Origin of the sequence: Clostridium sp. AN503 (assembly GCF_040719375.1) — a bacterium.
GTDB lineage: Bacteria > Bacillota > Clostridia > Lachnospirales > Lachnospiraceae > Brotaphodocola.
This window is the reverse complement of the sequence record NZ_JBFDTP010000001.1, coordinates 420,411-444,455: the sequence shown is the minus strand read 5'-3', so window position 1 is coordinate 444,455 and position 24,045 is coordinate 420,411. Positions and strand designations below refer to the sequence as shown.

The window sequence follows — 24,045 nt, the reverse complement described above, 5'->3', positions numbered from 1 at the left end:
GAGTTTAGCATGATAAAAGTTGTAAGAGGGAATATCAACCGGAAGTGGAACAATTATGTATGCAGGGACAAAAACCCTGAAATGATGGACTCAGAATTCAGCGTGATCTATTTAAAGGCTGGAGAGGATTTTGAGATTCTGACGGAGGAGGAGTATGTATTCTGTTTAAACTGTGGTTCTGTCATCTTTCAGTGGGATGGTTTCGAGGCGTCTGCCAGGAGGGGGAATTGTTTCAGGGACGATCCCTATGTACTGCATGTCCACTGCGGTACCCGGGTGAGGCTGCGGTGTGTTTCAGAACATGCGGAGATAAACGTTGCCAATACCTTAAACCATAAGCAGTTTGCAAATAAGTTCTATGAGCCGGACGATCTTCTCTGTTCTGAAACCGTAGATGAAGAGAAGCTGGACGGCAAAGTAAAACGGATCAAACGGGTGTTTTTTAACCGGTCCACTTGTCCTGAGACCAATCTGTTCTGTGGGGAAGTCGTCAACTATCCTGGCTGCTGGGCCTGCTTCCCGCCCCATCTTCACACAGAGCCGGAGATTTATTATTACAAATTCCTGCCGGAGCAGGGGTATGGGTTTGCGGAGTTTGGAAGTGAAGCGGTCAAGGTTGTGAACCGGAGCGTTACATGCAATCCGGGAGGTCAGCTGCACTCTCAGGCCACGGCGCCGGGGTACGCGGGGTATATTATGTGGACACAGCGCCTGCAGGATAATGGTGAAGATATCGTGTATTCCTTGAAGGAGGAACATGCCTGGCTGGATGCGGATCATATCAAAATATTTCCGGAATTAACGGAATAGAGGAGGAGACAATGTATATATCATATAACGAAGCCTGTGGTCTGGGATGTTCCACACTGGAAGAAGATCTTAGATTGTGCGAAAAGGAAGGGTTTGATTACATAGAGATCAGGTTCGACATGCTCATGAGCTATTTAAAAACCCATACGTCAGACCAGTTGGCAGAGTTTTTCTCCACCCATCATTTAAAGCCCCATGCGTTTAATGCTTTGTACCTGTACCCGGAATTCTTGCGAGAGGATGACGAGCCCAAACGGCGGACATTTTTGCTGGGACAGTTCTTATATGCCTGTGAGATCGGGAAAAAAATCGGCTGCCATTATATGATCGTAGTGCCTCCATTTTTAGAGCAGGAGAACTATGTGCCGTTTCCAGGGACTGACGGGGAGAAAAACAACAATTGCGTCCGTATGCTTAAGGCGCTTGGCCCCATTGCGAAGCAGTACGATATGAACCTGTGCTTTGAGCTTGTGGGCTTTCCACGGTCGTCTGTGAGAGATATTGAAAATGCCCGGAAGATCATAGAGGCTGTAAATATGGATAATGTGGGATACGTTTTTGACGCTTACAATATCTACCTGTTTAATGGTCAAAATGATTATGAGCCAATGAAAACAGTTGAAAAAGAAAAAATCTTCGCCGTACATTTAAACAGTGCGGACGATGTGCCTGAAAGGGAACGGAAACAGGAAAAACGCTGCTTTGTAGATGAGGGGGTGGTGGATATAGACCGGTTTTTGAGAGTTTTGAAGGAGATCGGTTATGAGGGGATGTGTTCCATAGAGACTTTCCGCCCCGGACACTGGGCAAAGACCCCGGAATGGGTCGTGCAGAATGCCTATGAGACCACATACGCGGCTATGAAGAAAAATCAATGCATATGAGGGGAAATATGAAACCAATCGTTATCAATTCACCGTCCCTGGCAAACTGCAATACTCTGCATATCAGAGAGGATATAGAGGCGCTCAGGGCTGCGGGGGTTACATGGCTCCACGTGGATCTTATGGACGGGAACTATGTCCCCAATCTCTGCTTCCCGGTACGGTTTATGAAAGATGTAAAAGAGGAATATCCGGATATGATACTTGATGTCCATATGATGGTGACAGATCCGGCTGGATATGTTGACCGGATGGCGGAGGCGGGAGTGGATTATTTAAGCTTCCACGTGGACAGTACGCCGTTTGCTTTCAGGGTCATGGAGCGGATCAGGGCATCCGGCATGAACCCCGGGGTAGTTGTCAATCCATCGCAGGATGTTTCGGTCATTGGACCGTATGCCGACCTGGCGGATATGGTGACCCTTATGGCAGTGGAACCTGGGTTCGCGGGGCAGGCATTTATGCCGAGGACGGTTGACAAAGTGGAAAAGCTGGCGTCGCTGCGGAAAAAATGTGGAAAAGATTTTCTGATCAACGTGGATGGCGCAATGAATTATGAAAACCTGATCCCCTGCGTCAGACGCGGCGCGAATGTGATCGTCACCGGTATCTATACGGTCTTTCAGCAGCCGGAGGGGATCGTGTCTGCGTGCAGGCGGTTTGACGAGGAGTGCAGAAAAGGTTTGGCATCCGGGTTTGTGGGGGATGCGTATTAAATGGATGCATATTAGAACGATGCACATTAGAAAATAGGGGGCGGCCTGATATTTTGCGGGGCTGCCCCCTTATGCCATGGAATTTCTTTCACTATTTGTCATAAAAAAGTAAGGCATAAAGCGACATTTTATGCTACACTTATGCATAGGATGAAATGACTATTTACTGTTAGGAGGAAACTGATATGGCAGAGACCAATATCCTGGTGGTTGATGATGAGCAGGAGATCGCGGACCTGGTGGAGATATACCTGGTCAGTGACGGATATAAAGTGTTTAAGGCGTCCAATGCGCAGGCGGGGCTGGATATCCTGGATAAGGAAGAGATCCATCTGGTGCTGCTGGATATTATGATGCCCGGGATGAACGGGCTGGAGATGTGCAAGAAGATCCGGGAAACCAACAACATCCCGATCATCATGCTGAGCGCCAAGTCCACCGACTTAGATAAGATCTTAGGGCTGGGCACCGGGGCGGATGACTATGTGGTGAAGCCGTTTAACCCGCTGGAACTGACGGCGCGGGTTAAGTCCCAGCTGCGCCGCTACACTCAGCTGAACCCCAACAGCAGCGTCCATGAGAATGCGAAGAATGAGATCAGCATCCGTGGACTTACGATCAACAAAGACAACCACAAGGTGACCGTATACGAGGAGGAGGTCAAGCTGACCCCCATCGAGTTTGATATCCTGTATCTTTTGGCGTCTAATCCGGGCAAGGTATTCAGCACTGACGAGATCTTTGAGAAGGTGTGGAATGAGAAGGTATATGAGGCAAACAACACCGTTATGGTACATATCCGGCGGCTTCGCGGCAAGATGAAGGAAGACGAGCGCCAGGACAAGATCATCACCACTGTGTGGGGGGTAGGATACAAAATTGAAAAGTAAGAAAAGCGGCAGGAGTGATCTAAGCCACCGCTATCATACCCGCGTGATCGCCAACATCGTCTACAGCACGCTTGTTACGTGTCTTGTGGAGATGTTTTTGGTGACCAATTTATCCATGCTGGCCGGCTACGCGGAGGAATCCCAGTGGGACAATGCGCTTCTTGCCATGATCTATCACTCCGACATTGTCATAGTACTGGGGTATGTGCTGGTGGGGATCGTGATCTTTTCTGCAACCTTTTTGCTGCTCCAGGAGAAGTCTATCGCGTATATCAGCCGGATCTCCGACGCTATCAGCGATATCTCCGAAGGGAATCTAAACACCAGTGTGGAGGTCGTCGGGGACGATGAGTTCGCCTCCATGGCGGAGAATCTAAACAAGATGGTGGAAGATATCCGTAAACTGATGGATAAAGAGAGGGAAGCGGAGCGGACGAAGAATGAGCTGATCACCAATGTAGCCCACGATCTGCGCACCCCCCTGACTTCGATCATCGGGTATCTGGAGCTGCTATCCGGCAAGGTAACGCTGCCGCCGGAGATGCAGAAGAAGTACATAGATATCGCTTACGGGAAGGCCAAGCGGCTGGAGAAGCTGATCGAGGACCTGTTTGGATTTACCAAGATGAATTACGGCAAGCTGTCCATGCATGTGGCAAAGGTGGATATCATCAAGCTCTTAAGCCAGCTTCTGGAGGAATCTTATCCCAATTTTGCGGATAAAGGGCTGTCCTACGAGCTGCAGAGCAATGTTCCCGCCAAGGTCATCACGGCGGACGGGAACCTTCTGGCGCGTCTGTTTGACAACCTGATCAACAATGCTATCAAGTATGGGGCTGATGGGAAGCGGGTCATTGTAAAGGTGACGGCTGCCAGCAGCACGGTCCAGGTGTCGGTGACCAACTATGGCTACGTGATCCCGGCTGAGGAGCTGCCGCTGATCTTCGACAAATTCTACCGGGTGGAACAGTCCCGGTCGACCCATACGGGAGGTACGGGGCTTGGGCTTGCGATCGTAAAGAATATCGTGGACATGCACGGAGGCACGATCACAGTGAAGAGCGATCTGAATGGAACGGTGTTTACCGTTACCCTTCAGGTGGATTTTGATATCAACAAAGAGAATTTTGGAAAGCTGGGGTGAATGAAATGCGCGACCAGATTCATAAGCCCCGGATGGGCAGGGAATTTGGGTGGAATATAGAGACAGTCAGACCACAGAGGAGATGGATCGCAGCCATGGCGGCGCTTTTCATGTTTCTATGCGGTCTGGCTTTTTGTACTCCGGCGCTGGCGGCTGAGGAGCCGGTGGCTATGGATGTCCGGTATGGTTATGACAATACGGCGAAGGGCGGGCGTTATCTGCCTCTGGATGTGACTGTCAGAAACAATCAGGAGCAGCCGTTGTCTGCCACGCTTATGATCAAGTCTATGGAATCGGACGGGACCTTATACCGCTATGATCATGCGGTGGCTGCAGAGCCGCTGTCCGAACAGCTTTACCGGTATTATATTCCTTTGGGGAACAATGCAAACCAGTTGTTTTTGACGCTGGCCGACGGGGACGGCAACACGATCCTCAATAAGAAGGTCAAGCTGAACGTCAGCCGGGATGTGCCGGAGATGTTCATTGGACTGTTGTCGGATGAAGCATGGGCGCTCAACTATTTTGACAGCGTAGGCGTCCATTACAGTACCATGAGGACCCGCACATTCGAATTGGATGCGGAGACATTTCCGGAGGAGGAGATCGGGTTAAGCCTGTTTGATGTGCTGGTGGTCAACAACTACAAGCTGCGGAGCCTGTCGGAAAAACAGACTGCGGCGGTCATGGACTGGGTCCATAATGGCGGAGTGCTGATCCTGGGGACCGGCGAGCGGGTGGATGACACGCTGGGGCGGTTTGCGCCTGAGCTTTTGGACGATTCTTATGGGACCCCGAGCCTGCGGCATATTGACCTGGGAGAAGGCTTCAGCCTGGATGACCCTGGGGACGGGATGCTTGCGATCACCTGCGTGGATATTCCTCTGCACGGGGGAAATGTGATCCTTTCCAGCAATGGGTTTCCCCTGTTGACGGCGGCGGCTAAGGAACAGGGTATGATCGCTGTTGCGGCTTATGATCTTGGGGATATTTCGGAGTTCTGCAGCCGGCAGCCTGCATATGTGGATTACATGCTGACCAGTCTTTTAGGAGAGAGCCGGATCAATCGTCTCGCAAAGGTGGTCTACAGCGGCAATTCCGGCAAATTCTGGTCGGTGCAGAGCCTGATCAATACAGGGGATGTAGATAAGCTTCCAAGGCTGATGGTCTACGTGGGGATCATCGTCATTTACCTGCTTATGCTGGGGCCGGGGCTTTACTTATTCCTGCGGAACCGGGAGCTTCAGATCTATTACCGGCGCGGCGTGGTGGTACTTTCCCTGGTATTTGCGGGCATCATATATATGATGGGGACCACGACCCGGTTCCGGTCCACGTTCTATACCTATGCGGCGATCCAGGATGTGACGGAAGATTATGTGACAGAGACTACGTATCTGAATATCCGCAATCCTTATAACCGACCATATACCGTGGAGCTGGCGCCGGAGTATTCGGTGCTGCCCATCACGGAGAGCTATCTGTATGATGGCGGCGGGACGGCTGAATTTTCAGGAGACGAGCCTTACCAGATCGCGATCGAAACCACTTCGGAACAGACCACGATCCACAGCCAGAATATCGCAGCCTTCACACCGCGGTATTTCCAGCTGGAACGGAGGGTGGACAATACAGATCAGATCGGGATCACCGGTGAGGTTGATTATTTTGAGGGAAAGATAAGCGGAAGCCTGACCAACCGTTTTCCGTTCCCCCTGGAGAATACCACTCTGATCCTGTACGGCAATATGGTGCAGCTGGACCGGATGGAACCGGGAGAGACGAAGAACCTGGAAGATTATGACCTGCTCCGTTTTCCGCTTGGCAATTCCTATGTAGTGGCAGAGCGGGTATCCGGTGAGAATGCATACCATAAAACGGATATCAATGACAAGAGCTATCTGCTGGCGATGGAGCGCTCCAATATGCTGAAATTCTATATGGACAACTATATGACCGGATACACGGCAGACGCGCGGATCCTTGCCTTCAGCACGGATAAGGAGGACAGCCAGTTTTTGAAGACAGTGTCTGAGGAGACTTACGGGCTGACCATGCTGACGGTCTCCATGCCGGTGAATGCTTCACGGGACCGTTCTCTGTATCGTTCTGTGCTGATGAAAACACCCAAGGTGGTAAATGGGACCTATGATGAGACGACCAATTCCATGAGCAGTATTGAACCGCTGACGCTGGAATATCAGCTTGGCGGTGACATTGATGTGGAGAGCCTGACCTTTGAGACTGTGTCGGAAGAGTTCCTGGAGGCCGGCAATACAAGCTTTACCAGGGCCTTTACCGGAAGTATTTATTTCTATAATTACGGCAGCGGGAATTATGACCAGGTGGATCTGGAGGGAAGGACCATGGATGTGGACCAGCTCCGCCCGTATCTGTCGCCGAACAATACGCTTACAGTCCGTTATGTGTATGATGGAATGGGCGGATACAATTCGATCCAGCTTCCGATGCCAATGGTTGCAGGGAGGGAACGATAATGCTTAAGATTCAAAATCTGCAGAAGTCCTACGGGAACTATCATGCGCTGGACGGTCTGGATATGGAGATTGAAAAAGGCGCTCTGTATGGATTTGTAGGACCTAACGGCGCGGGAAAAACGACCACGATCAAGATCATGACCGGGCTTTTAAAGCCTGACGGCGGAAGTGTGGAGATTGACGGGATCAGTGCGGTCAGAGAGCCCCACCGCCTGAAAGAAAAGATCGGGTATGTGCCTGACCATTTTGGTGTGTATGACAATCTAAAGGTATCGGAATATATGGAGTTTTTTGCCGCCTGCTACGGCATAGAAGGGTTAAAGGGGCGCAAGAGGGCGCAGACGCTGCTGGCGCAGGTGGGGCTGGGCGACAAGGAGGATTTCTTTGTGGACGGTCTGTCCCGCGGCATGAAGCAGCGTCTGTGTCTGGCGCGGGCGCTGATCCATGATCCGGCGCTGCTTATCATGGATGAGCCGACGGCGGGGCTGGATCCCCGGACCCGGGTGGAATTCCGGGAGACGGTGAAGGAGTTAAATGAGCAGGGGATGACCATATTGATCAGTTCCCATCTGCTGTCAGACCTGTCAGAGCTTTGTACGGATATCGGTGTCATCGATGCGGGCAGGATGATCCTGACAGGAAGTATCGATGAGATCATAGACCGGATCCATACCTCCAAGCCGGTGATCATCACGGTCCAGGACCGTATGGATATCGCCATGGGGCTTTTGAAGGAGCACCCGCTGGTGCAGACCATCACGGTGCGGGATACAGATATTATGGTGGGATTTATGGGGAGTGCAAGACAGGAGAGCGAGCTTCTCACGGCGCTGGTAAATGCAGGCGTGATGATCCGTGGTTTTGTGCGGGAGCCGGGCAGTCTGGAAGCGATCTTTATGCAGATCACCAATCACGAGGAAGAAAGGGTGGTATTGTCCTATGAGGATGAATCCGGTTTATAAACGGGAAACCATGGTCAGCTCCAGGAGCATCAAGCTGGCTTTGATCCTGATGGTTTTCAACGGGATCCTGGCGATGGTAGCGCTCCTTAATATGTATTCGACCCTGGCGCAGGTGCGGGTGACTGCGGAGATCCAGTACACCAGCTTTCTGGACCTGTATCTGTTTGTGGCTGTCCTGGAATTCGTGATGCTGATCTTTATCATGCCGGCCCTGACGTCGGGAAGCATCAGCGGAGAGCGGGAACGTCAGACTCTTGAACTGATGCTGACGACGAAAATGCGTCCGTGGGAGATCGTGCTGGGGAAGCTGGCGGCATCTTTGAGTACGATGTCCCTGCTGATCATTTCCAGCTTTCCGATCATCGCCATGGTATTTGTATACGGCGGCGTCACGCTGAATGACATCGGGCTGCTGCTGCTCTGTTACATAGCTGCCGCTCTGTTTGTGGGAAGCCTTGGGCTGTGCTGCTCCGCGCTGTTCCGCAAGACAACCCTGTCTACAGTGGTGTCCTATGCGGTCATGGGACTGGTGGTCATCGGCACCTATGGTATTAACCAGTTTGCCTATTATATGAGCGGAATGCATGTGGACAGTTACTTTGCGTCCATCGGGCAGTCGCCTGCCCACGCCACATCCGGAGGGCTTTTATATCTGCTGCTGATCAATCCTACCACAACCTTTTTAGTGACGATCAGCCAGCTGACAGGACAGGCGCAGGTGACAGCCAATGTTGGGCAATGGTTTGGAGGCCACAGTGCAAGCCCAGTGTTTGCCCAATGGGTTGGCGTGAGCGTGGTGATCCAGCTTTTGATGGCGGCGCTCTTTGTGTGGATTGCCATACGTGCTATTTCCAGCGGAAAACAGTCGTAATTTATGAAATAAATATTGCCAAAATCTCGATTTGTTAGTACAATTTTAATGAGTAGGGGGATGCAGAATGGAAAGCGTCAGCTTTGCAGTCCGTGTCCCCTGATTAAATTTTATGGAGGAGGAATCTGTATATGGAGATACTCAAACTGATAGGCGTAGTAGTTGTGATCATCGGATTCATGCTGAAATTCGATGCTATGGCGACGGTAGTCGTGGCGGGGTTAGTCACCGGCCTGGTGGCAGGGCTTTCGCCGATGAATATCCTGGATATCCTGGGAACTGCATTTATTACCAACCGGACGGCAACACTATTTGTGCTGACCCTGCCGGTCATCGCGCTGTGTGAGCGCAACGGGCTGAAGGACAAGGCGGTGGATCTGATCAAGAAGCTCAAGAATGCCACCACGGGTAGGCTGGCTTCGGTGTATCTGGTCATCCGTGCGATCGCGGCTTCTTTCTCCTTGAGAATTGGTGGTCATCCCCAGTTTGTACGGCCGCTGATCAATCCGATGGCGCAGGGCGCGGCTATTGCAAAATACGGTGAGATCGATGAGTTGACGGAGGATGAGATCAAGGGTCTGTGCGCGGCCAATGAAAACTATGGCAACTTCTTTGCGCAGAACTGTTTTATGGGTGCATCCGGAACACTTTTGATCGTATCAACACTGACGGAACAGGGGTATGAGGTGAATGCTCTGCAGATTGCCAGCCAGTCTGTGCTGATCGCAGCCTGCGCGGTTCTGGCAGGAATCTGTTTTAACCTGATCTATGATACGAAGCTGAACCGGCGTTTTTCCGGTAAAAAGACGAAGGGGGCGGATAAAGCATGACTTGGACATTGAGTACGATCGTTGCTGAGGTATTTTATTGTATTATCGGACTTATCTTTACTTTGACAGGGGTGAAGGCTCTGAAGGATGCAGAACTGAAAGCCCGTTACTATACGGCGGCATTCTGGTTTATCCTGGCATTTACTTTTATTGCAGGACCCTATATCCCTAAATGGATCGTGGGGCTGTGTGTGATCGCAATGGCGGCTATAACTGCCATGGGCAGGGTACGTCAGAGTAAGAGTGATGTGCCGAATCCGTCAGAGACGCGCAGGGCGGCGGACAAATACGGCAATGCAGTATTTATTCCGGCACTTAGCCTGGCCATTGTTGCAGTTCTTGTTGCAACCTTCTGGAGTTCCCTGGGAGCAAATAATGCAATCGGCGTATCTGGTGCAGCTGCTCTTATTGTAGCGTTCGTGATCTTTAAATGTAAACCGGCTCAGGCTGCATCCGACGGGACCCGGCTGATGGACAATGTAGGTTCGGCAGGTATCCTTCCGCAGGTTCTGGCTGCATTGGGCGCGCTGTTTACAGCGGCAGGCGTAGGCGATGTGATCGCTGCGGGAGTCCGTCATATCATTCCTGACGGGAACCGGTTTATCGCCTGCGCGGTGTACTGCGTGGCAATGGCGTTATTTACGATCATTATGGGCAACGGTTTTGCTGCATTTTCCGTGATCACGGTGGGTATCGGCATCCCGTTCCTGATCATGAACGGCGCAAGCCCGGTGGTAGTCGGCGCGCTGGGACTGACGGCAGGTTTCTGCGGGACCCTGCTGACTCCCATGGCTGCGAACTTCAATATCATGCCGGCAGCGCTGCTGGAGACGAAAGATAAGTATGTGATCATTAAAAGTCAGGCGCCCATGGCGGTCACCATGCTGATCATACACATCCTGCTTATGTATTTCCTTGCATTTTAAACGTATATTAAACGGATTTTGGGACGGGAGGTCCCGGAAAGGACGAGATATGAAACTTCTTTTAACTGCATTTGATCCATTTGGCGGAGAGCCTGTGAATCCGGCGCTGGAGGCGGTAAAGCAGGTCCGGGACAGGATCGGTGAGGTGGAGATCGTGAAGGTGGAGGTGCCTACGGTTTTCGGGAAATCCATCGATACGGTCACTGCCGCAATTGAGCGGGAGCTGCCGGATGCGGTACTTTGCATCGGTCAGGCGGGAGGCCGTTATGACCTGATGCCGGAGCGCGTAGCGATCAATCTGGACGACGCCCGTATCAAGGACAACGAGGGGAACCAGCCGATCGACCAGCCGGTTTTTGAGGACGGAGCGCCCGCATATTTTGCAACGCTGCCGATCAAGGCGATGGTGAAGCGCATCCGCGAGGCGGGGATTCCATCCAGCGTTTCCAATTCGGCGGGAACCTTTGTGTGCAACCATCTGATGTACGGGGTTTTGTATACCCTGGATAAAAAGTACCCTGGCGTGCGCGGCGGTTTCATGCATGTACCCTTTATCCCCAGCCAGGTGGTGAACCGCCCGTCACCTGCGCCAAGCCTGGCGCTGGCGGATATCGTGCGTGGAATCGAGGCGGCTGTGGAGGCGATCGCGGACAATCAAAAAGACATTGGGACGGCGGAGGGCGCCACCCATTGACGTAGAAGCTATAGAAGGTTTTAAGACCTGGAGGAGGTAAGAGATGGGCATTATCAAAGCAATTGCAAGCGCGGTAGGCGGATCCCTGGCGGATCAGTGGCTGGAGGTCATTGAGGCTGACAATATGGGAGACCAGACCGTATTCACCAGCGGTGTGAAGATCCGCAGGGGTTCCAACACAAAAGGCACAGAAAACACAGTATCCAACGGCTCCGTGATCCATGTGTATCCCAACCAGTTCATGATGGTAGTGGACGGCGGCAAGGTGGTGGACTATACTGCGGAGGAGGGGTATTACACCGTGGACAATTCCTCCCTGCCGTCCCTGTTTAATGGAGAATTCAAAGATACCTTAAAAGAGACCTTCAACCGCGTGAAATACGGCGGATCCACTCCCACGGTCCAGAAGGTGTGTTATGTAAACTTGCAGGAGATCAAGGGGATCAAGTTCGGAACCCGCAACCCGGTCAACTATTTTGACAGCTTTTATAACGCGGAGCTGTTTCTGCGGGCTCACGGCGCTTATTCTGTGAAGATTACCGACCCGTTGTTGTTTTATGAGCAGGTGGTCCCGAGAAATGTATCGCGGGTGGAGATTGATTCCATCAATGAACAGTTTATGGATGAATTCCTGGAAGGTCTCCAGGTAGCGATCAATAAGATGTCCGCGGAGGGAGAGCGCATCTCCTTTGTGGCATCCAAGGGCACCGTGCTCAGCCGGCATATGTCGGAGGTTTTAGATGAAAACTGGAAGCGGGACCGCGGGTTTGAAGTGATGAACGTGGGACTGGCCAGTATTTCCTACGATGAGGAGTCCCAGAAGCTGATCAATATGCGCAACCAGGGAGCCATGCTGGGCGACCCGGCGATCCGGGAAGGCTATGTGCAGGGTGCAATGGCGCGGGGCATGGAAGCGGCAGGCTCCAACGCAAACGGAGCCATGGCTGGCTTCATGGGTATGGGCGTCGGTATGAACGCAGGCGGCGGATTTATGGGGGCGGCGTCAGCAGCCAATATGCAGCAGATGCAGATGAACCAGGCGCAGGCAGGGCAGATGCCCCAGATGAACCAGGCCCAGATGAACCCGACGCAGGGGAATCCGGCCCAGGCAGGCCCGATGCAGTCCGGCCCGGCAGGCAATGCCGGTTCCTGGACCTGCCAGTGCGGTTCGGTAAACAGCGGTAAGTTCTGCAGCGAGTGCGGCAGTCCGAGACCGGCTTCCGGGCCATGGACCTGCTCCTGCGGAACCGTAAACAGCGGTAAATTCTGCAGCGAGTGCGGGAAACCCAGAAGCTGACGGCCCGGCTGGATATAGATAACAGAAAAGTACCAGTGAATTTCTAATCAGAATCAGGAGGAACCATGGCAGTTATTACATACAAATGTCCCAATTGCGGCGGGGATCTGCGGTTCGACCCAGAGTCGCAGAAACAACGCTGTGAATACTGCCGGTCTTTGTTTACCAAGGAAGAGTTGGACGCTGTAATGGGTGAGAAGGACAGCGAAACTGCGGTCCTGTACAATTGCCCCAGCTGCGGCGCGGAGATTGTTACAGATGAAAACACGGTGGCTACCTTCTGCTATTATTGCCACAATCCGGTGGTGCTGTCAAGCAGGATGCAGGGCGAATACCATCCGGACTATGTGCTTCCGTTTGCGGTAGACAGAGCGAAGGCACTGGACATTTTTGATCAATGGATCCGCAAAAAGAAATACATTCCAAAAGCATTTTATACGAAAGACCAGATAGAAAAAATGACCGGTGTTTATTTTCCTTACTGGCTGTACAGCTGCCAGGTGGACGGAAAGCTGGATGCGGAAGGTGTTAAGCGCAAGATCTGGACCTCGGGCAATACCCAGTATACCCAGACACAAAAGTATGATGTGAGCCGGGAAGGCCAGATGCAGGTGGATCACGTTACCCGCAACGCTCTGTCCAAGGCCAACCGCAAGCTGGTTGAGGGAGTGCTGCCCTTCGAGATGGAGAAACTTCAGCCGTTTTCCATGAGCTATCTGTCCGGTTTTATGGCAGAGAAGCGGGACATGGAGGAGGATAAATTCCAGGTCACAGTGAGGCAGGAGGTCAAGGACTTTGCCGGAAATGCACTTCGAGCCGGAGTCAGCGGCTATGATGCGCTTCAGGTGCGTCAGCAGAATACGGAGCTGAGGGATGAGAAATGGGATTATGCTCTGATGCCGGTGTGGACTTTAACCTACAGGGACCCGAAAAAGGATAAAGTATATTACTTTGCCTGCAATGGACAGACCGGGAAGGTCTGCGGGGAGCTGCCGGTAGATACGGGACGTCTGATGATGTTGTTTGCGTCTGTTTCTGTACCGATATTTCTTGTTTTGCTGATTGTGGGGTATTTCTTATGATGAGACAGGAAAAAAGATTATGGGTGGCAGTACCTTTGCTTGCGTGTGTGTTATGGATGGTTACGATGGTATTATTCCCGTTTTCAGCCACGGCTCAGGTAAAGGAAGCCAGTTCCCGTGTCAGTGACGATGCCGGGCTGTTCACTTCTGGGGAGATCCGCGAGATGGAAGCGCAGATTGCGGCTTTGCGGGAAGAGATGAATATGGACGTGGCCGTTGTGACCACGGACTATACAGGCGGGATGTCTACAGAAGAATATGCGGATGAATATTATGAGGCCAGGGATTACGGCACAGGGAAGAACCACAGCGGAGTCCTTCTTTTGCTGGATATGGACAACCGGCAGGTCTATGTATCCACAGAAGGCGCGATGATCCGTTTCCTGGAGGATGACCGGATCGAGACTATGATGGACCATGCCATTCCCTTTATGCAGAAGGAAGACTATGGCGGCGCGGCAGTTTCTCTGCTGAATGATGTGCAGACATATTATAGAAAAGGTATACCAGGCAATCAGTACAACTATGACCGGGAGACCGGGACAGTCAGCCGCCACCGCAGCATCCGGTGGTATGAAGGGCTTTTGGCTGCCGCTGTGGCGGTATTCTGCGGCGGAAGTGCATGCCTGTCCGTGAAAAAACAATATGCCATGCAGGAGGAACAGCGTCAGGCTGCCAATTATCATATGGCTTACCGGGCTAATGCACAGTTTCAATTTCAGGATCAGAACGACGCGCTGGTGGATCAATATGTCGCCCAGAGCCTGATCGCCAGTGCGGTCAGAGGCGGTGGCCGGCCTGGCGGCGGAATAGGCGGTGGTGGAGGTGGAAGAAGCACTACCCATTCATCCTCCAGCGGACGGACGCACGGAGGAGGCGGGCGCCGCTTCTGATCCTTGGGAACCATACGGATCTGCTGCCTGGCCGCCATTTCTGTAAAGTGGGAGCAAAATACGGGGAATCCAGTTGAAATCTGGTTGCGGTGCGTGCGGAAGTGAAGTAAAATGTAGGTAGAAACAGGCGGATACAGACAGAAGCAGGTTGATGCAGGCGAATGTGGCCAGATATAGGCAGATATGCGCGGCAGCTGCCTGTCGAAATTTAGAAAAGGAAGGTATTGTGGTATGAAAGATGTAAATTGCGCGTATTGTATGCAGGGAGAACTGGTTGCAAAGTTTGCGTACCCAGTCTGTAAAATGGACACAGGTTTTCTGTATGTTTTTAAGGAGCAGAGTCATCCTGGCCGCCTGATCCTGGCGCATGATAAGCATATCAGCGAGATGATCGAGCTGACGGATGAGGAGCGTAATGCATTTTTTGCAGATGTGGCAAAGGCTGCCCGTGCGATCCACAAAGTGTTCCATCCCAACAAGGTGAATTATGGCGCATACGGGGATACCGGCTGTCATCTGCACATGCATCTGGTTCCCAAATATAAAGATGAATTTGAGTGGGGCGGTACATTTGAGATGAATCCGGGGAAGGTGACTCTGACAGATACAGAGTATGAGGATATTGCTGAAAAGATCCGCCAGGCGCTGTAAGCGTAACAAAGATTAACCACCCGGCAGCGGCTGGATTTTGTTCCGCTGCCGGGTGATCATGTTTTTGCAGGTCACAGAAAGAAAGCAACCAGTTCCGAGGCGCCGGTGACCATCAGGCACAGGCATATGCCGATAAGTGTCGGAAGAAGTATGGAGACTGCGGTCCATTTCAGGGACCCGGTCTCTTTTTTTATGGTCAGGACCGTAGTGGAACAGGGCCAGTGAAACAGGCAGAAGAAAATCATGCAGATCATGGTTTTCCAGGTCCAGCCGTGAGCGGCAAAGAGCCCGAGCAGGGCGGATGGGTCCGCCATGTCAGTTAATGTGCCAGTCTGTAAGTATGCCATCAGGATGATCGGAACCACAATCTCATTGGCAGGGAAGCCCAGTATGAATGCTGCAAGGATCACTCCGTCCAGTCCCATAAGGTGTCCCAATGGTTCAAAAAAGCTGGTGACGCAGGCCAGCAGGCTGGGCGCTGTGGTGACAGTGGCAGCAGCTGAGATGCCGGAGGCCGCAGTGAAGCCAGAAGCGGCTGCGCTGCCGGACAGGATGAACCAGCCATTTTCCGGACCTACGTACAGGATATTTGCCAGCAGCCAGATGATCAGACCGGCCGGAGCAGCAACAATGACAGCGCGGCCAAGTACAAACAGTGTGCGGTCAAATACAGACCTGACAATGACTTTGCCAATCTGTGGACGTCGGTAAGGCGGAAGTTCCAGGGTGAAAGAGGAGGGGATACCTTTTAATAAAGTGTGGGATAACAGCCAGGAGGCGCCCAGGGTAGCGCCCACGCCCAGCAGGATGACCAGAGTCATAAGTACAGCCGACAATAGGGGCGTGATGCCAGGGGACAGCTTCATGGACATGAAAAGCAGGGTGATCATCAGGAACAGGGTGGGCAGCCTGCCATTGCAGGGAACCAATGAGTTGGTGAGGATCGCGATCAAACGTTCCCGAGGGGAATCGATGATTCGGCAGCCTGTAACTCCGGCAGCGTTGCACCCGAACCCCATGGCTGTAGTCAGGCATTGCTTTCCACATGCCCTGCAGCGGTGAAATGCCCGGTCCATATTAAAAGCGACTCTCGGCAGATACCCCAGATCCTCCAGGAGGGTAAAGAGCGGGAAAAAGATAGCCATGGGCGGCAGCATAACCGATACGACCCACGCCAGGACCCGGTATATGCCGTAAACCAGCATGCTGATCAGCCAGGCCGGCGCACCAGCCTGTGCCATGGCATCCGCCATCCGGCCTTCCAGCCAGAAAAGTCCATCCCAAAGCACCGCCGATGGTCTGTTAGCCCCTGACATGGTCAGCCAGAATACACCTAAGAGCATAAGAAACATAATGAGTCCGCCGGTGACAGGCCCGGTGACGATCCTGTCGATCAGTTCCTCTCTCCGTCGGTAGTTGGGCCGTGTGTATCGAACGGTTTCTGCTGCCAGTTGTTTTGGACAAAAATCAAGGCAGTCATAGGAGAAATGCTGTCCGACAGTATCAAGAAGGGTCCTGCGGATTTCTCTTAAGGAAGAAGAACACCGCGCACAGCAGCAGATGACCGGAATCTGAAGTACATCCTGAAGCAGTTCAAAATCAATCTCAATGCCTTTTTTTCGCGCTTCGTCACAAAGGTTGACACAAAGAATCAGAGGCGCGCCGGATTCTTTTACATAATCCAGCGATACAATCTGTTTCAGCAGATGAAGGCCCCGCTCCAGGCAGGTGCCGTCGCATACGATCATTGCCATATCTGCTTCCCCGGAACAGATATAGTCACGGGCAATCATTTCCTCCTGGGAATGCGCAGCAAGCGAATAGGTACCCGGTAAATCTACCAGCAGAAATTCCTGTCCTTCTACGAAAAAACTGCCGCGGGCAGAGGCAACGGTGACTCCTGGCCAGTTGCCGGTGTGCTGCCTCATCCCAGTCAACCCATTAAAAATCGTACTTTTCCCCACGTTGGGGTTTCCTGCCAGCGCCACGGTGATGGGCCGGCTGGCAGACGCCTGTTCGGGAGTTAGCTGACTTTCAATCATATAGATGCTCCCATCCGCAATAAGTCTCTTATAGATTAAATATGTGTGGGGTGAAGGCGCGGTGCCTGTATGAGGAGGCAAAAAAATCATGGCCAGTTCATAGAATGAAAGAAAAAGGAGTTTTTTATGAAGATCTGTCTGGATGCAGGCCATTACGGCAAATATAATCAAAGCCCTGCAGATAAAGCGTATTACGAATCGGAGCTGGTGTGGAAGCTGCATTTGCTTCAGAAAAAGTATTTGGAGGCATATGGGATAGAGGTGATAACTACCAGGAATAATCAGAAGACAGACCGGGGGCTGTATGACCGGGGGGCGGCATCGAAGGGCTGTGATCTGTTTATCTCAGATCATACCAATGCAGTGGGAACCACCATGAATAACCAGGTGGATTATCCGGCAGCGTATTGTGCCATAAATGGGAGCGCCGATGGAATCGGGATGGCTCTGGCCCAGTGTGTGGAGGTGGTCATGGGAACCCGTCAGCCAGCCCGTATTGAACATAGGAGAGGAAATAATGGGGATTATTATGGAGTACTGCGTGGAGCTGCAGCAGTAGAGACTCCGGGACTGATCCTGGAGCATTCATTCCATACCAATGCAGAAATTGTCAGATGGCTTCAGGATGAGTGGAATTTAGAACTGCTTGCCCAGGCGGAAGCAGACACGATCGCACTTTACTATGGGCTTCTGACTCCGGAACATAAGACAGGTTGGGTTGAGGAAGAGGGAGGCTGGCGTTTTTATCTGGACAGTGCGGGAAAATATGTTATCAATGACTGGTATAAGGACGGTGATAAATGGTACTGGTTTGATGGAGCAGGTATGATGATCGCCAATAATTGGAAGACGGGATCAGACGGAAAATGGTATTATCTGACTGACACAGGAGCTATGGCAACAGACCAGTGGGTGGTATGGAAGAAAAAACTGTACAGGGTAACAGAGGATGGCAGTTTGTTCAGTGGGAGTATTTCCCTGGCTACGGATGAGGATGGTGCCCTGGTACCATATTGTGAGGAGCAGGATCCAGAACGGACAGCAGAGCGGAATGCATCAGAGGAAGGAGATGCATGACTGGAAACGTAACTGGCAAATAAAATAATCGGGCAGCAAAACAGCAGGCATTCCGGGTAGGGCCGGAGGGCCTGCTGTTTCAGGGAAAGAGTCTGTAGTAACAGTTCAGGATGGCCCGTCTTCTTGACCGAAAAAGCTGGTCAAGAAGCATCGGATATTTCCCCGCCGTTCTGAACTGTTACGTCTGTTATATGAAATAGAAACTCACATGGGATAATATGTGGGTTCCCTAACAGGTAAGGGGAATGTTGAACTTAATTTTGCGGTACCCTTTCCAGATGATGATTGCCGGAATGCTGATCACCAGTACGATCGTGGAAATGCCGCCGATCAATGCATAAAGTGCCATAACTGCCCAGATGCCGATAGCCATATCAAGTGCCTCCTTGTGCTGTTGCTGATATTGATCTGTTTTTGTTTCGCTTCCTACATTCTATCCGTTCTGCTGTCAAAATGGAAGATGCCGGGAGGCATTTTAACATCATCTGCACAGGTTGTTAACGGCATTTTTATGGCTGGCAGAATTTTATTTATACCGGTTTGATAAAGGGCGATTATTAGGCTTTGCGGATCACTCCGCACGCGATCTTTTCGCCGGAATTACCTGCAGGCTGGGTTGTAAAATCATCACGCTGTGAGTGGATAACGACAGAACGGTCCAGGATATCCTTTACCCGGAAACGTTTGTCATAGAATGCGCCCCAGGCGTAGCCCTGATTGCCCATCAGAGGCAGCAGGTCCCCGGCGTGTTCCGGATGGGGCTGCATGGTTGGATTGTAGTGTTCACCGGTCCTGGTAAAGTTATCGGAGCAGTCACCGTTTTGATGAATGTGCATGGCGTAAAAGCTGGTGGAACCCTGAACGGCACTGTTTGGCAGCCCAAAGACTTCTGCCTCCACCAGGATACCTCCATAAGGAGTATCATAGAATTTAACAAGTCCGCTTATCTGTGGGTATGCGTGACCTCCCCGGACCCATGCGGTCGCCTGAGGACGGTTATCTTCAAGCAGCTGCACGAAAGCGAGCCGTGGAGTTGGAGATTGGTAAGGTTGCTGCATCATTGTTGAGATCCTTTGGATGGATTTGTTTATAGAATATGCGTGGATGCGCCGGCCTGGAACCATGAAAAAAGCCCTCGTTCGAGAGCTTTTTAAAGGTATTTAGCGAAACATATTTTCCACGTAGCTGCGCATCTCCTCATGGGAGTGTATCTCTCTCGCTCCATTGACGATGGAGTTCTGTTCCGGTTTGGACAGCTTCGCAAACTGGTTCAGCGTATCGGAGTGCAGTGCCAGCTCCATGGTAAAGCCAATTGGAAGTTCCTCATTATCTATCATGTCATCACCTCTGTAATAGGATGTTCCGCAGAGCTGAAGTTTATACGGACAGAATCTGAATTTAAAAATATAGAACAAATGCGCCGGTTGTCACCTGGTTACTGTAAATTTTTTTGTCTGCCCAGATAACAGAACAATGGCTTGTAAATATGAACAGGCAGGCTGTAAAATACAGCACCTGATATTTATGACTGCAGCCAGGGCATTCATGATCAAAATGCTTATGAGTACAGCAGTGATAATCAGGTGGAACCGCCCACAACTTTGACTTGAAACTGCAGGGTGGCAGTGCCAAGTGCAGCGATCGTTGGTATGGTGTAGGTTATTGTATTACTGGTGACAGTCGGTGTCGCTGCTGTTCCGTTAAGCGTGAAAGAACCTGTGGTAAATGTAGAACCAGCAGGAAGGGTATCGGTAAATGGTATATTGCTTATAGGATTTAACGCCGGATTGGTGATTGTCACCGTGTAGGTCAGGCTGTCGCCAAGGCTGGCTGTGAGCTTGTCAACCGCCTTTAAAAGCGTAGGTGCAAGAAGCAGGACAGTGGAAACACTGTTACTGTTTAGGGTATTGCCCCCATAGGTTACACTGGCTGTATTGTCCAGTTTATTGATGATTGCCATAATTGCTCCAATATATAAGTTTTAATATATCTTATGCCGGTCTTGTACAAATTGTTATACAGACAAAAAGAGGCATGTTTCCATGCCCCCCTTAGTTCTGTATGTAACATTTATAAAATCTCAGTTGGATGTTACTCGAGATTTGCAATGGCAAAGTCTGCTTCAGCTTTTGTGAACTTTTCACCGTACTCGGAGGTGAGCTGGTCGTGAATGGCAGAAGGAGACATGTTCATTGATTCCTGATAAACTTTTGCTTTTGCCAGAGCATTTGCATTCCAGTCTGCGGTTAAATGATCAATAGCATATTGTGCCTCGTCTTTGGTAAATTGTTCGCCGTATTCAGAGACCAACTGATCATAGATGGCAGCTTTGGACATAAACATGGTATCACTGTAAGTTTTTGCTTTTGCCAGTGCGTTTGCGTTCCAGTCTGCGGTCAAATGCTCCATTGCATACTCAGCAGCCTCGGGAGAGAATTTTTCTCCATATTCGGAGGTGAGCTGGTTGTAAACAGCAGCTTTGGACATGGACATGATGTCACTGTAAAGATTGGCTTTTGCTAATGCTGATTGATATTCCGTTGGAATCTTTTCAGCCTCAGTACTGGTTTCAGCTGTAGTTGTTTCAGCAGCGGTGGCCTCTTCTTTAGACTCGCTTTGGCCGGCAGTGGCAGGAGCAGTCTCTGCTTTTGTTATCTCTGCGGCCTTTACTGTTTCTGCCAGCTGGGTGTCCTGTGGGACAGCGGAAAGGTTGCCATAGATACCAATTATAAAACAAAACACAAAGAAAATAGTTATTATGATTCGGACAGGTTTGTTGAACTTTTTATATTTCCACATGAGGAATAATCCAACGGGAAAACAGCAGCATAGCATCATTAATAAAATAAACCAGGTCTGCGAGTAAAATGGTTCTTTGACTGGTGCAGCCACTGATGCCGTATTTATTTCTACACCATTCAGGAGAGTGGCGCTTTTTTGCGGTTCTACGATAACTTCCGGTTCTGCGGGTTCCCCGCAATTCGGACAAAACTTTCCTTCATACTCTTTGCCGCATTTTCGACAGAACATTATGAATCCCCCTTTATGCTTTAAACTTTTTTCCACACTTTAAACAAGTGACCAGTACCTTTTTTGCCCCTAAGTTTCCGGCAACCAGTCCGATTGGCCCGACGAGAGCCGCACCAACAACAGCTTTTCCAATCCCAAATCCCTTTTTGTTTCCGGCAAGTGAGGTGGAACCGCACCGGGGACATCTGGCCATGGAATCATACTGCATTTTTTGAATCTGTAACTGTTCCTGCTGTGCTTTCAGAGTCATGGCCTGCATTTGCATCTGTGCCTGCTGCAGCTGCAGATCATTCCTTTTTTTGACTTCAGCAATGGCTGTTTCTGACAGTGGAGACCGGCAGTTTGTACAAAAGTTTGCATCTGCAGAAACAACTGCTCCGCATTGCGGGCATCGGAGGCCATCCATTAGATCAGAAGAATCATTTGGTTCTGGAATCCGTTTCCCGCAGAAAGAGCAGAAAATACTGTCGTCAGCTATGGCAGCATTGCAATGAGGACATAGCATACTCACATCCCTCCCTTTTTGTCTGATAGAATAATAAGAGGCTATGACAGCAGAAAAATCGAAAATTCAGATATCACAATCTGTCGCCCTTATAAATCTGATTATACACAATTTACAAACAAAAGGGAATGGTAATTTTAAATTTAGTATTGTAACCTTTAGTGTAATAATAGTGCATAGATTCAGAAGATTTAAAGATAAAAATGAGATAAGCAGAGAATACATCTGTCATGGTGTTTTATAGATCCGAATCTTTTGCGGAGCACAAAGCCTGGTGCGCAGCAATCGTTGTCAGGGTATCGCCTAACTGCATAAAAATAGAACTGATCAGAGCGATTTCCTCTGTCGATTTGTCCTCTGCGATACAACATGCCATAGCGGATATAAGCGCAGCAAATTCACATGATTTCATAATATCACCTCAAAATCAGTGTATGCTGCAGCGAAATGATCAAGAACAGTACATCTGCTTAGAATTTTTATACAAAAAATGGAGACAACAGGACTCGAACCTGCGACCCTCTACACGTCAAGCAGATGCTCTCCCAGCTGAGCTATGTCTCCATGAGATGATTATAAACGATATCGTGGAATTTGGCAAGAAAATGATGAAATCATATTTACCATATTTATCAATCCAAACCTGCATTCATGTGACGGAACCGGAGAATTGCGGCGCTGTGGAAAAATAGTACCGTTTTAGTAGCATCTGAATAATAAAAAAGCCAGAAACAACGCTATATCGTGCTTCTGGCTTTTATAAGAGCAGATGACGGGAATCGAACCCGCCTCCCCAGCTTGGGAAGCTGGTGTTCTACCGATGAACTACATCTGCGAATGTCATTTCGACGAGGTTTATTATACCTCATAACCACAAAATTGTAAAGCTGAAAATATCAAATGCCGCAACTTTGGTCTGGAATGTTGTGCATGAACCTCTTGCATGCCTGCGTCAAAATGGTATAATAGGATAAAAGTGACGGACTGGCATAACAGTCTGTATACAGGAGGTTAAAAAGATAATGGAAAGCCGGATTACAAGAGAAGAGGCATTAAAGCTTTTGAGAGAATATAACCAGGAGCCGTTCCACATTCTCCACGCATTGACCGTAGAGGGCGCCATGCGCTGGTTTGCAAGAGAGCTGGGATATGCGGAGGATGAAGATTACTGGGGGATTACCGGTCTCCTGCACGATATTGATTTTGAACAGTATCCTGATGAGCACTGCGTCAAGGCGCCGGAGCTTTTAGCCGCAGGCGGGGTGGGGGAGGACATGATCCACTCGGTCTGCTCTCACGGTTATGGACTTTGCTGTGATGTGGAACCGGAGCACCAGATGGAGAAAGTGCTGTTTGCATCGGACGAGCTGACCGGCCTGATCGGAGCGGCGGCGAAGATGCGCCCGTCGAAGAGCTGTAAGGATATGGAGGTTTCCAGCTTAAAAAAGAAGTTTAAAGATAAAAGGTTTGCCGCGGGGTGCTCCAGGGATGTGATCCGCCAAGGCGCTGAGCGCCTTGGGTGGGAACTGGATGAGCTGTTCGCAAAGACCCTGGAAGCTATGCGGTCCTGTGAGGATTCGGTAAATGCAGAGATGTCCTTGCTATTTCCGGCAGGAGAGAATATAATATGAGAATAATGACATGCTGATAGACAGGAAGACGGGAATGCGATATTCCGTTTCAGCGACAGGAGGCAGAATATGGAGATTATGATGGTAGGCGGGCTGGGCCTGATCATTTTATTCGTGGTGGTTGTGGTAGTTTCCACCGTAGTTGGTACAGTTGGTTCCGGTATCATTGATGATGAGGAAGCAGAAGATGATTGAGCCGCTGGAATTGGAAGCGGGGCAGAAATGTAATTGTATAAAGAAGCGGGCAGTGGCAGTAGTCACGGCCCGCTTCTTTTCCGACAGTCAGGTCAGAACTAATCAGAATATAACATATCTATAACTCCACAAAAATCTCATTTGCATTTTCCTGGCGAAGCGCGATGACGGCGCCCTGTACCAGATAGGCGCTCATACCTCCGCGATGGGGCTTCAGCACGCAGGATAAGAATTCATCCGGGGCAAAGCCCAGATCTGTGAGACGCTGTTTCATGTGGGTTTCGCTGGCAACCCAGACGACGCGGCACCGTTCGCCGGGTTTTATATGACTTAATGGAATGACCATAAAATTCACTTCTCAAAAAACACGTTGTTACCAGTTTATGCAGGATATAACAAAGTGTGCGTGGCCGTTCG

General features: G+C 50.5%; 27 protein-coding genes and 2 tRNA genes. 18 read left to right on the top strand and 11 right to left on the bottom strand.

Annotation, left to right across the window (positions count from 1 at the left end; genetic code table 11):
* Nucleotides 1–9: 9 nt before the first annotated feature.
* The 15 genes from AB1I67_RS01865 (at nucleotide 10) to AB1I67_RS01795 (ending at nucleotide 15,148) form a co-directional block, all read left to right on the top strand.
* Nucleotides 10–810, top strand: coding sequence for a 5-deoxy-glucuronate isomerase (locus tag AB1I67_RS01865; protein ID WP_367028121.1), 801 nt, complete (start codon nucleotides 10–12; stop codon nucleotides 808–810).
* Nucleotides 811–821: 11 nt separating this feature from the next.
* Nucleotides 822–1,694, top strand: coding sequence for a sugar phosphate isomerase/epimerase (locus AB1I67_RS01860; protein WP_367028120.1), 873 nt, complete (start codon nucleotides 822–824; stop codon nucleotides 1,692–1,694).
* An 8-nt stretch (nucleotides 1,695–1,702) separates the two neighbouring features.
* The gene (locus AB1I67_RS01855) at nucleotides 1,703–2,410 is read left to right on the top strand and encodes a ribulose-phosphate 3-epimerase (protein ID WP_367028119.1); all 708 of its coding nucleotides are present in this window, start codon (nucleotides 1,703–1,705) and stop codon (nucleotides 2,408–2,410) included.
* Between the two features lie 185 nt (nucleotides 2,411–2,595).
* Nucleotides 2,596–3,300, top strand: a complete 705-nt coding sequence (locus tag AB1I67_RS01850; protein ID WP_367028118.1) for a response regulator transcription factor — start codon at nucleotides 2,596–2,598, stop codon at nucleotides 3,298–3,300.
* Entirely contained in the window at nucleotides 3,290–4,444 is a 1,155-nt protein-coding gene (locus AB1I67_RS01845) for a HAMP domain-containing sensor histidine kinase (RefSeq protein ID WP_367028117.1), read from the top strand. The genes AB1I67_RS01850 and AB1I67_RS01845 overlap by 11 nt, the downstream gene beginning before the upstream one ends.
* A gap of 5 nt (nucleotides 4,445–4,449) precedes the next feature.
* Complete coding sequence (locus AB1I67_RS01840; protein WP_367028116.1) at nucleotides 4,450–6,942, top strand: hypothetical protein; 2,493 nt, start codon at nucleotides 4,450–4,452, stop codon at nucleotides 6,940–6,942.
* A complete protein-coding gene (locus AB1I67_RS01835; protein ID WP_367028115.1) occupies nucleotides 6,942–7,904 on the top strand; it encodes an ABC transporter ATP-binding protein in 963 nt (320 codons plus the stop codon). Before AB1I67_RS01840 ends, AB1I67_RS01835 begins: the two co-directional genes overlap by 1 nt.
* Nucleotides 7,882–8,775 (top strand): ABC transporter permease, encoded by an 894-nt coding sequence (locus AB1I67_RS01830; protein WP_367028114.1) that lies wholly within the window; start codon nucleotides 7,882–7,884, stop codon nucleotides 8,773–8,775. The genes AB1I67_RS01835 and AB1I67_RS01830 overlap by 23 nt, the downstream gene beginning before the upstream one ends.
* 131 nt (nucleotides 8,776–8,906) lie before the next feature.
* A complete protein-coding gene (locus AB1I67_RS01825) occupies nucleotides 8,907–9,605 on the top strand; it encodes a DUF969 domain-containing protein (protein WP_367028113.1) in 699 nt (232 codons plus the stop codon).
* Nucleotides 9,602–10,531 (top strand): DUF979 domain-containing protein, encoded by a 930-nt coding sequence (locus AB1I67_RS01820; protein WP_367028112.1) that lies wholly within the window; start codon nucleotides 9,602–9,604, stop codon nucleotides 10,529–10,531. The genes AB1I67_RS01825 and AB1I67_RS01820 overlap by 4 nt, the downstream gene beginning before the upstream one ends.
* A gap of 49 nt (nucleotides 10,532–10,580) precedes the next feature.
* Nucleotides 10,581–11,225 carry a pyroglutamyl-peptidase I gene (pcp, locus tag AB1I67_RS01815; protein WP_367028111.1) on the top strand — a complete coding sequence of 215 codons (645 nt, stop codon included), beginning with the start codon at nucleotides 10,581–10,583 and terminating at the stop codon, nucleotides 11,223–11,225.
* A gap of 43 nt (nucleotides 11,226–11,268) precedes the next feature.
* Entirely contained in the window at nucleotides 11,269–12,522 is a 1,254-nt protein-coding gene (locus AB1I67_RS01810) for an SPFH domain-containing protein (RefSeq protein ID WP_367028110.1), read from the top strand.
* A gap of 65 nt (nucleotides 12,523–12,587) precedes the next feature.
* The gene (locus AB1I67_RS01805; protein ID WP_367028109.1) at nucleotides 12,588–13,604 is read left to right on the top strand and encodes a TFIIB-type zinc ribbon-containing protein; all 1,017 of its coding nucleotides are present in this window, start codon (nucleotides 12,588–12,590) and stop codon (nucleotides 13,602–13,604) included.
* A gap of 23 nt (nucleotides 13,605–13,627) precedes the next feature.
* Nucleotides 13,628–14,497, top strand: a complete 870-nt coding sequence (locus AB1I67_RS01800) for a TPM domain-containing protein (protein ID WP_367028108.1) — start codon at nucleotides 13,628–13,630, stop codon at nucleotides 14,495–14,497.
* Nucleotides 14,498–14,728: 231 nt separating this feature from the next.
* The gene (locus tag AB1I67_RS01795) at nucleotides 14,729–15,148 is read left to right on the top strand and encodes an HIT family protein (RefSeq protein WP_367028107.1); all 420 of its coding nucleotides are present in this window, start codon (nucleotides 14,729–14,731) and stop codon (nucleotides 15,146–15,148) included.
* Nucleotides 15,149–15,219: 71 nt separating this feature from the next.
* On the opposite strand, the gene AB1I67_RS01790 is transcribed toward AB1I67_RS01795, so the two are convergent.
* Nucleotides 15,220–17,190 (bottom strand): ferrous iron transporter B, encoded by a 1,971-nt coding sequence (locus tag AB1I67_RS01790; protein WP_367028106.1) that lies wholly within the window; start codon nucleotides 17,188–17,190, stop codon nucleotides 15,220–15,222.
* A 126-nt stretch (nucleotides 17,191–17,316) separates the two neighbouring features.
* Here AB1I67_RS01790 and AB1I67_RS01785 point away from each other — a divergent pair, with 126 nt between their 5' ends.
* Nucleotides 17,317–18,267, top strand: coding sequence for an N-acetylmuramoyl-L-alanine amidase (locus tag AB1I67_RS01785; protein ID WP_367028105.1), 951 nt, complete (start codon nucleotides 17,317–17,319; stop codon nucleotides 18,265–18,267).
* 229 nt (nucleotides 18,268–18,496) lie between these two features.
* On the opposite strand, the gene AB1I67_RS01780 is transcribed toward AB1I67_RS01785, so the two are convergent.
* The 9 genes from AB1I67_RS01780 to AB1I67_RS01740 form a co-directional block, all read right to left on the bottom strand.
* Nucleotides 18,497–18,640: a hypothetical protein gene (locus AB1I67_RS01780; protein WP_367028104.1), complete on the bottom strand. Its 144-nt coding sequence runs from the start codon at nucleotides 18,638–18,640 to the stop codon at nucleotides 18,497–18,499.
* A 184-nt stretch (nucleotides 18,641–18,824) separates the two neighbouring features.
* Nucleotides 18,825–19,325 carry a superoxide dismutase family protein gene (locus AB1I67_RS01775; protein ID WP_367029132.1) on the bottom strand — a complete coding sequence of 167 codons (501 nt, stop codon included), beginning with the start codon at nucleotides 19,323–19,325 and terminating at the stop codon, nucleotides 18,825–18,827.
* A gap of 102 nt (nucleotides 19,326–19,427) precedes the next feature.
* A complete protein-coding gene (locus AB1I67_RS01770) occupies nucleotides 19,428–19,604 on the bottom strand; it encodes a hypothetical protein (RefSeq protein WP_367028103.1) in 177 nt (58 codons plus the stop codon).
* Nucleotides 19,605–19,846: 242 nt separating this feature from the next.
* Complete coding sequence (locus AB1I67_RS01765) at nucleotides 19,847–20,227, bottom strand: isopeptide-forming domain-containing fimbrial protein (protein WP_367028102.1); 381 nt, start codon at nucleotides 20,225–20,227, stop codon at nucleotides 19,847–19,849.
* 131 nt (nucleotides 20,228–20,358) lie between these two features.
* Entirely contained in the window at nucleotides 20,359–21,297 is a 939-nt protein-coding gene (locus AB1I67_RS01760) for an Ltp family lipoprotein (RefSeq protein WP_367028101.1), read from the bottom strand.
* 13 nt (nucleotides 21,298–21,310) lie between these two features.
* Complete coding sequence (locus tag AB1I67_RS01755; RefSeq protein ID WP_367028100.1) at nucleotides 21,311–21,802, bottom strand: zinc ribbon domain-containing protein; 492 nt, start codon at nucleotides 21,800–21,802, stop codon at nucleotides 21,311–21,313.
* Nucleotides 21,803–22,040: 238 nt separating this feature from the next.
* Nucleotides 22,041–22,178 (bottom strand): DUF6774 domain-containing protein, encoded by a 138-nt coding sequence (locus tag AB1I67_RS01750; RefSeq protein WP_367029131.1) that lies wholly within the window; start codon nucleotides 22,176–22,178, stop codon nucleotides 22,041–22,043.
* 115 nt (nucleotides 22,179–22,293) lie between these two features.
* A tRNA-Val gene (locus tag AB1I67_RS01745) sits at nucleotides 22,294–22,366 on the bottom strand.
* Nucleotides 22,367–22,566: 200 nt separating this feature from the next.
* Nucleotides 22,567–22,637, bottom strand: a tRNA-Gly gene (locus AB1I67_RS01740).
* A 187-nt stretch (nucleotides 22,638–22,824) separates the two neighbouring features.
* Here AB1I67_RS01740 and AB1I67_RS01735 point away from each other — a divergent pair.
* A complete protein-coding gene (locus AB1I67_RS01735) occupies nucleotides 22,825–23,433 on the top strand; it encodes a hydrolase (protein ID WP_367028099.1) in 609 nt (202 codons plus the stop codon).
* A 69-nt stretch (nucleotides 23,434–23,502) separates the two neighbouring features.
* Entirely contained in the window at nucleotides 23,503–23,628 is a 126-nt protein-coding gene (locus AB1I67_RS01730; protein WP_367028098.1) for a hypothetical protein, read from the top strand.
* 118 nt (nucleotides 23,629–23,746) lie between these two features.
* Here AB1I67_RS01730 and AB1I67_RS01725 read toward each other — a convergent pair whose 3' ends face one another.
* On the bottom strand, nucleotides 23,747–23,974 hold the full coding sequence (locus AB1I67_RS01725; RefSeq protein ID WP_367028097.1) for a FeoA family protein: 228 nt from the start codon (nucleotides 23,972–23,974) through the stop codon (nucleotides 23,747–23,749).
* Between the last annotated feature and the right edge of the window lie 71 nt (nucleotides 23,975–24,045).

Coding starts and splice junctions, on each gene's coding strand:
- AB1I67_RS01865 (WP_367028121.1), top strand. CDS start 10: ATGATAAAAGTTGTAAGAGGGAATATCAACCGGAAGTGGAACAATTAT.
- AB1I67_RS01860 (WP_367028120.1), top strand. CDS start 822: ATGTATATATCATATAACGAAGCCTGTGGTCTGGGATGTTCCACACTG.
- AB1I67_RS01855 (WP_367028119.1), top strand. CDS start 1,703: ATGAAACCAATCGTTATCAATTCACCGTCCCTGGCAAACTGCAATACT.
- AB1I67_RS01850 (WP_367028118.1), top strand. CDS start 2,596: ATGGCAGAGACCAATATCCTGGTGGTTGATGATGAGCAGGAGATCGCG.
- AB1I67_RS01840 (WP_367028116.1), top strand. CDS start 4,450: ATGCGCGACCAGATTCATAAGCCCCGGATGGGCAGGGAATTTGGGTGG.
- AB1I67_RS01835 (WP_367028115.1), top strand. CDS start 6,942: ATGCTTAAGATTCAAAATCTGCAGAAGTCCTACGGGAACTATCATGCG.
- AB1I67_RS01830 (WP_367028114.1), top strand. CDS start 7,882: ATGAGGATGAATCCGGTTTATAAACGGGAAACCATGGTCAGCTCCAGG.
- AB1I67_RS01825 (WP_367028113.1), top strand. CDS start 8,907: ATGGAGATACTCAAACTGATAGGCGTAGTAGTTGTGATCATCGGATTC.
- AB1I67_RS01820 (WP_367028112.1), top strand. CDS start 9,602: ATGACTTGGACATTGAGTACGATCGTTGCTGAGGTATTTTATTGTATT.
- pcp (WP_367028111.1), top strand. CDS start 10,581: ATGAAACTTCTTTTAACTGCATTTGATCCATTTGGCGGAGAGCCTGTG.
- AB1I67_RS01810 (WP_367028110.1), top strand. CDS start 11,269: ATGGGCATTATCAAAGCAATTGCAAGCGCGGTAGGCGGATCCCTGGCG.
- AB1I67_RS01805 (WP_367028109.1), top strand. CDS start 12,588: ATGGCAGTTATTACATACAAATGTCCCAATTGCGGCGGGGATCTGCGG.
- AB1I67_RS01795 (WP_367028107.1), top strand. CDS start 14,729: ATGAAAGATGTAAATTGCGCGTATTGTATGCAGGGAGAACTGGTTGCA.
- AB1I67_RS01790 (WP_367028106.1), bottom strand. CDS start 17,190: ATGATTGAAAGTCAGCTAACTCCCGAACAGGCGTCTGCCAGCCGGCCC.
- AB1I67_RS01785 (WP_367028105.1), top strand. CDS start 17,317: ATGAAGATCTGTCTGGATGCAGGCCATTACGGCAAATATAATCAAAGC.
- AB1I67_RS01780 (WP_367028104.1), bottom strand. CDS start 18,640: ATGGCTATCGGCATCTGGGCAGTTATGGCACTTTATGCATTGATCGGC.
- AB1I67_RS01775 (WP_367029132.1), bottom strand. CDS start 19,325: ATGCAGCAACCTTACCAATCTCCAACTCCACGGCTCGCTTTCGTGCAG.
- AB1I67_RS01770 (WP_367028103.1), bottom strand. CDS start 19,604: ATGATAGATAATGAGGAACTTCCAATTGGCTTTACCATGGAGCTGGCA.
- AB1I67_RS01765 (WP_367028102.1), bottom strand. CDS start 20,227: ATGGCAATCATCAATAAACTGGACAATACAGCCAGTGTAACCTATGGG.
- AB1I67_RS01760 (WP_367028101.1), bottom strand. CDS start 21,297: ATGTTCTGTCGAAAATGCGGCAAAGAGTATGAAGGAAAGTTTTGTCCG.
- AB1I67_RS01755 (WP_367028100.1), bottom strand. CDS start 21,802: ATGCTATGTCCTCATTGCAATGCTGCCATAGCTGACGACAGTATTTTC.
- AB1I67_RS01750 (WP_367029131.1), bottom strand. CDS start 22,178: ATGGCATGTTGTATCGCAGAGGACAAATCGACAGAGGAAATCGCTCTG.
- AB1I67_RS01735 (WP_367028099.1), top strand. CDS start 22,825: ATGGAAAGCCGGATTACAAGAGAAGAGGCATTAAAGCTTTTGAGAGAA.
- AB1I67_RS01730 (WP_367028098.1), top strand. CDS start 23,503: ATGGAGATTATGATGGTAGGCGGGCTGGGCCTGATCATTTTATTCGTG.
- AB1I67_RS01725 (WP_367028097.1), bottom strand. CDS start 23,974: ATGGTCATTCCATTAAGTCATATAAAACCCGGCGAACGGTGCCGCGTC.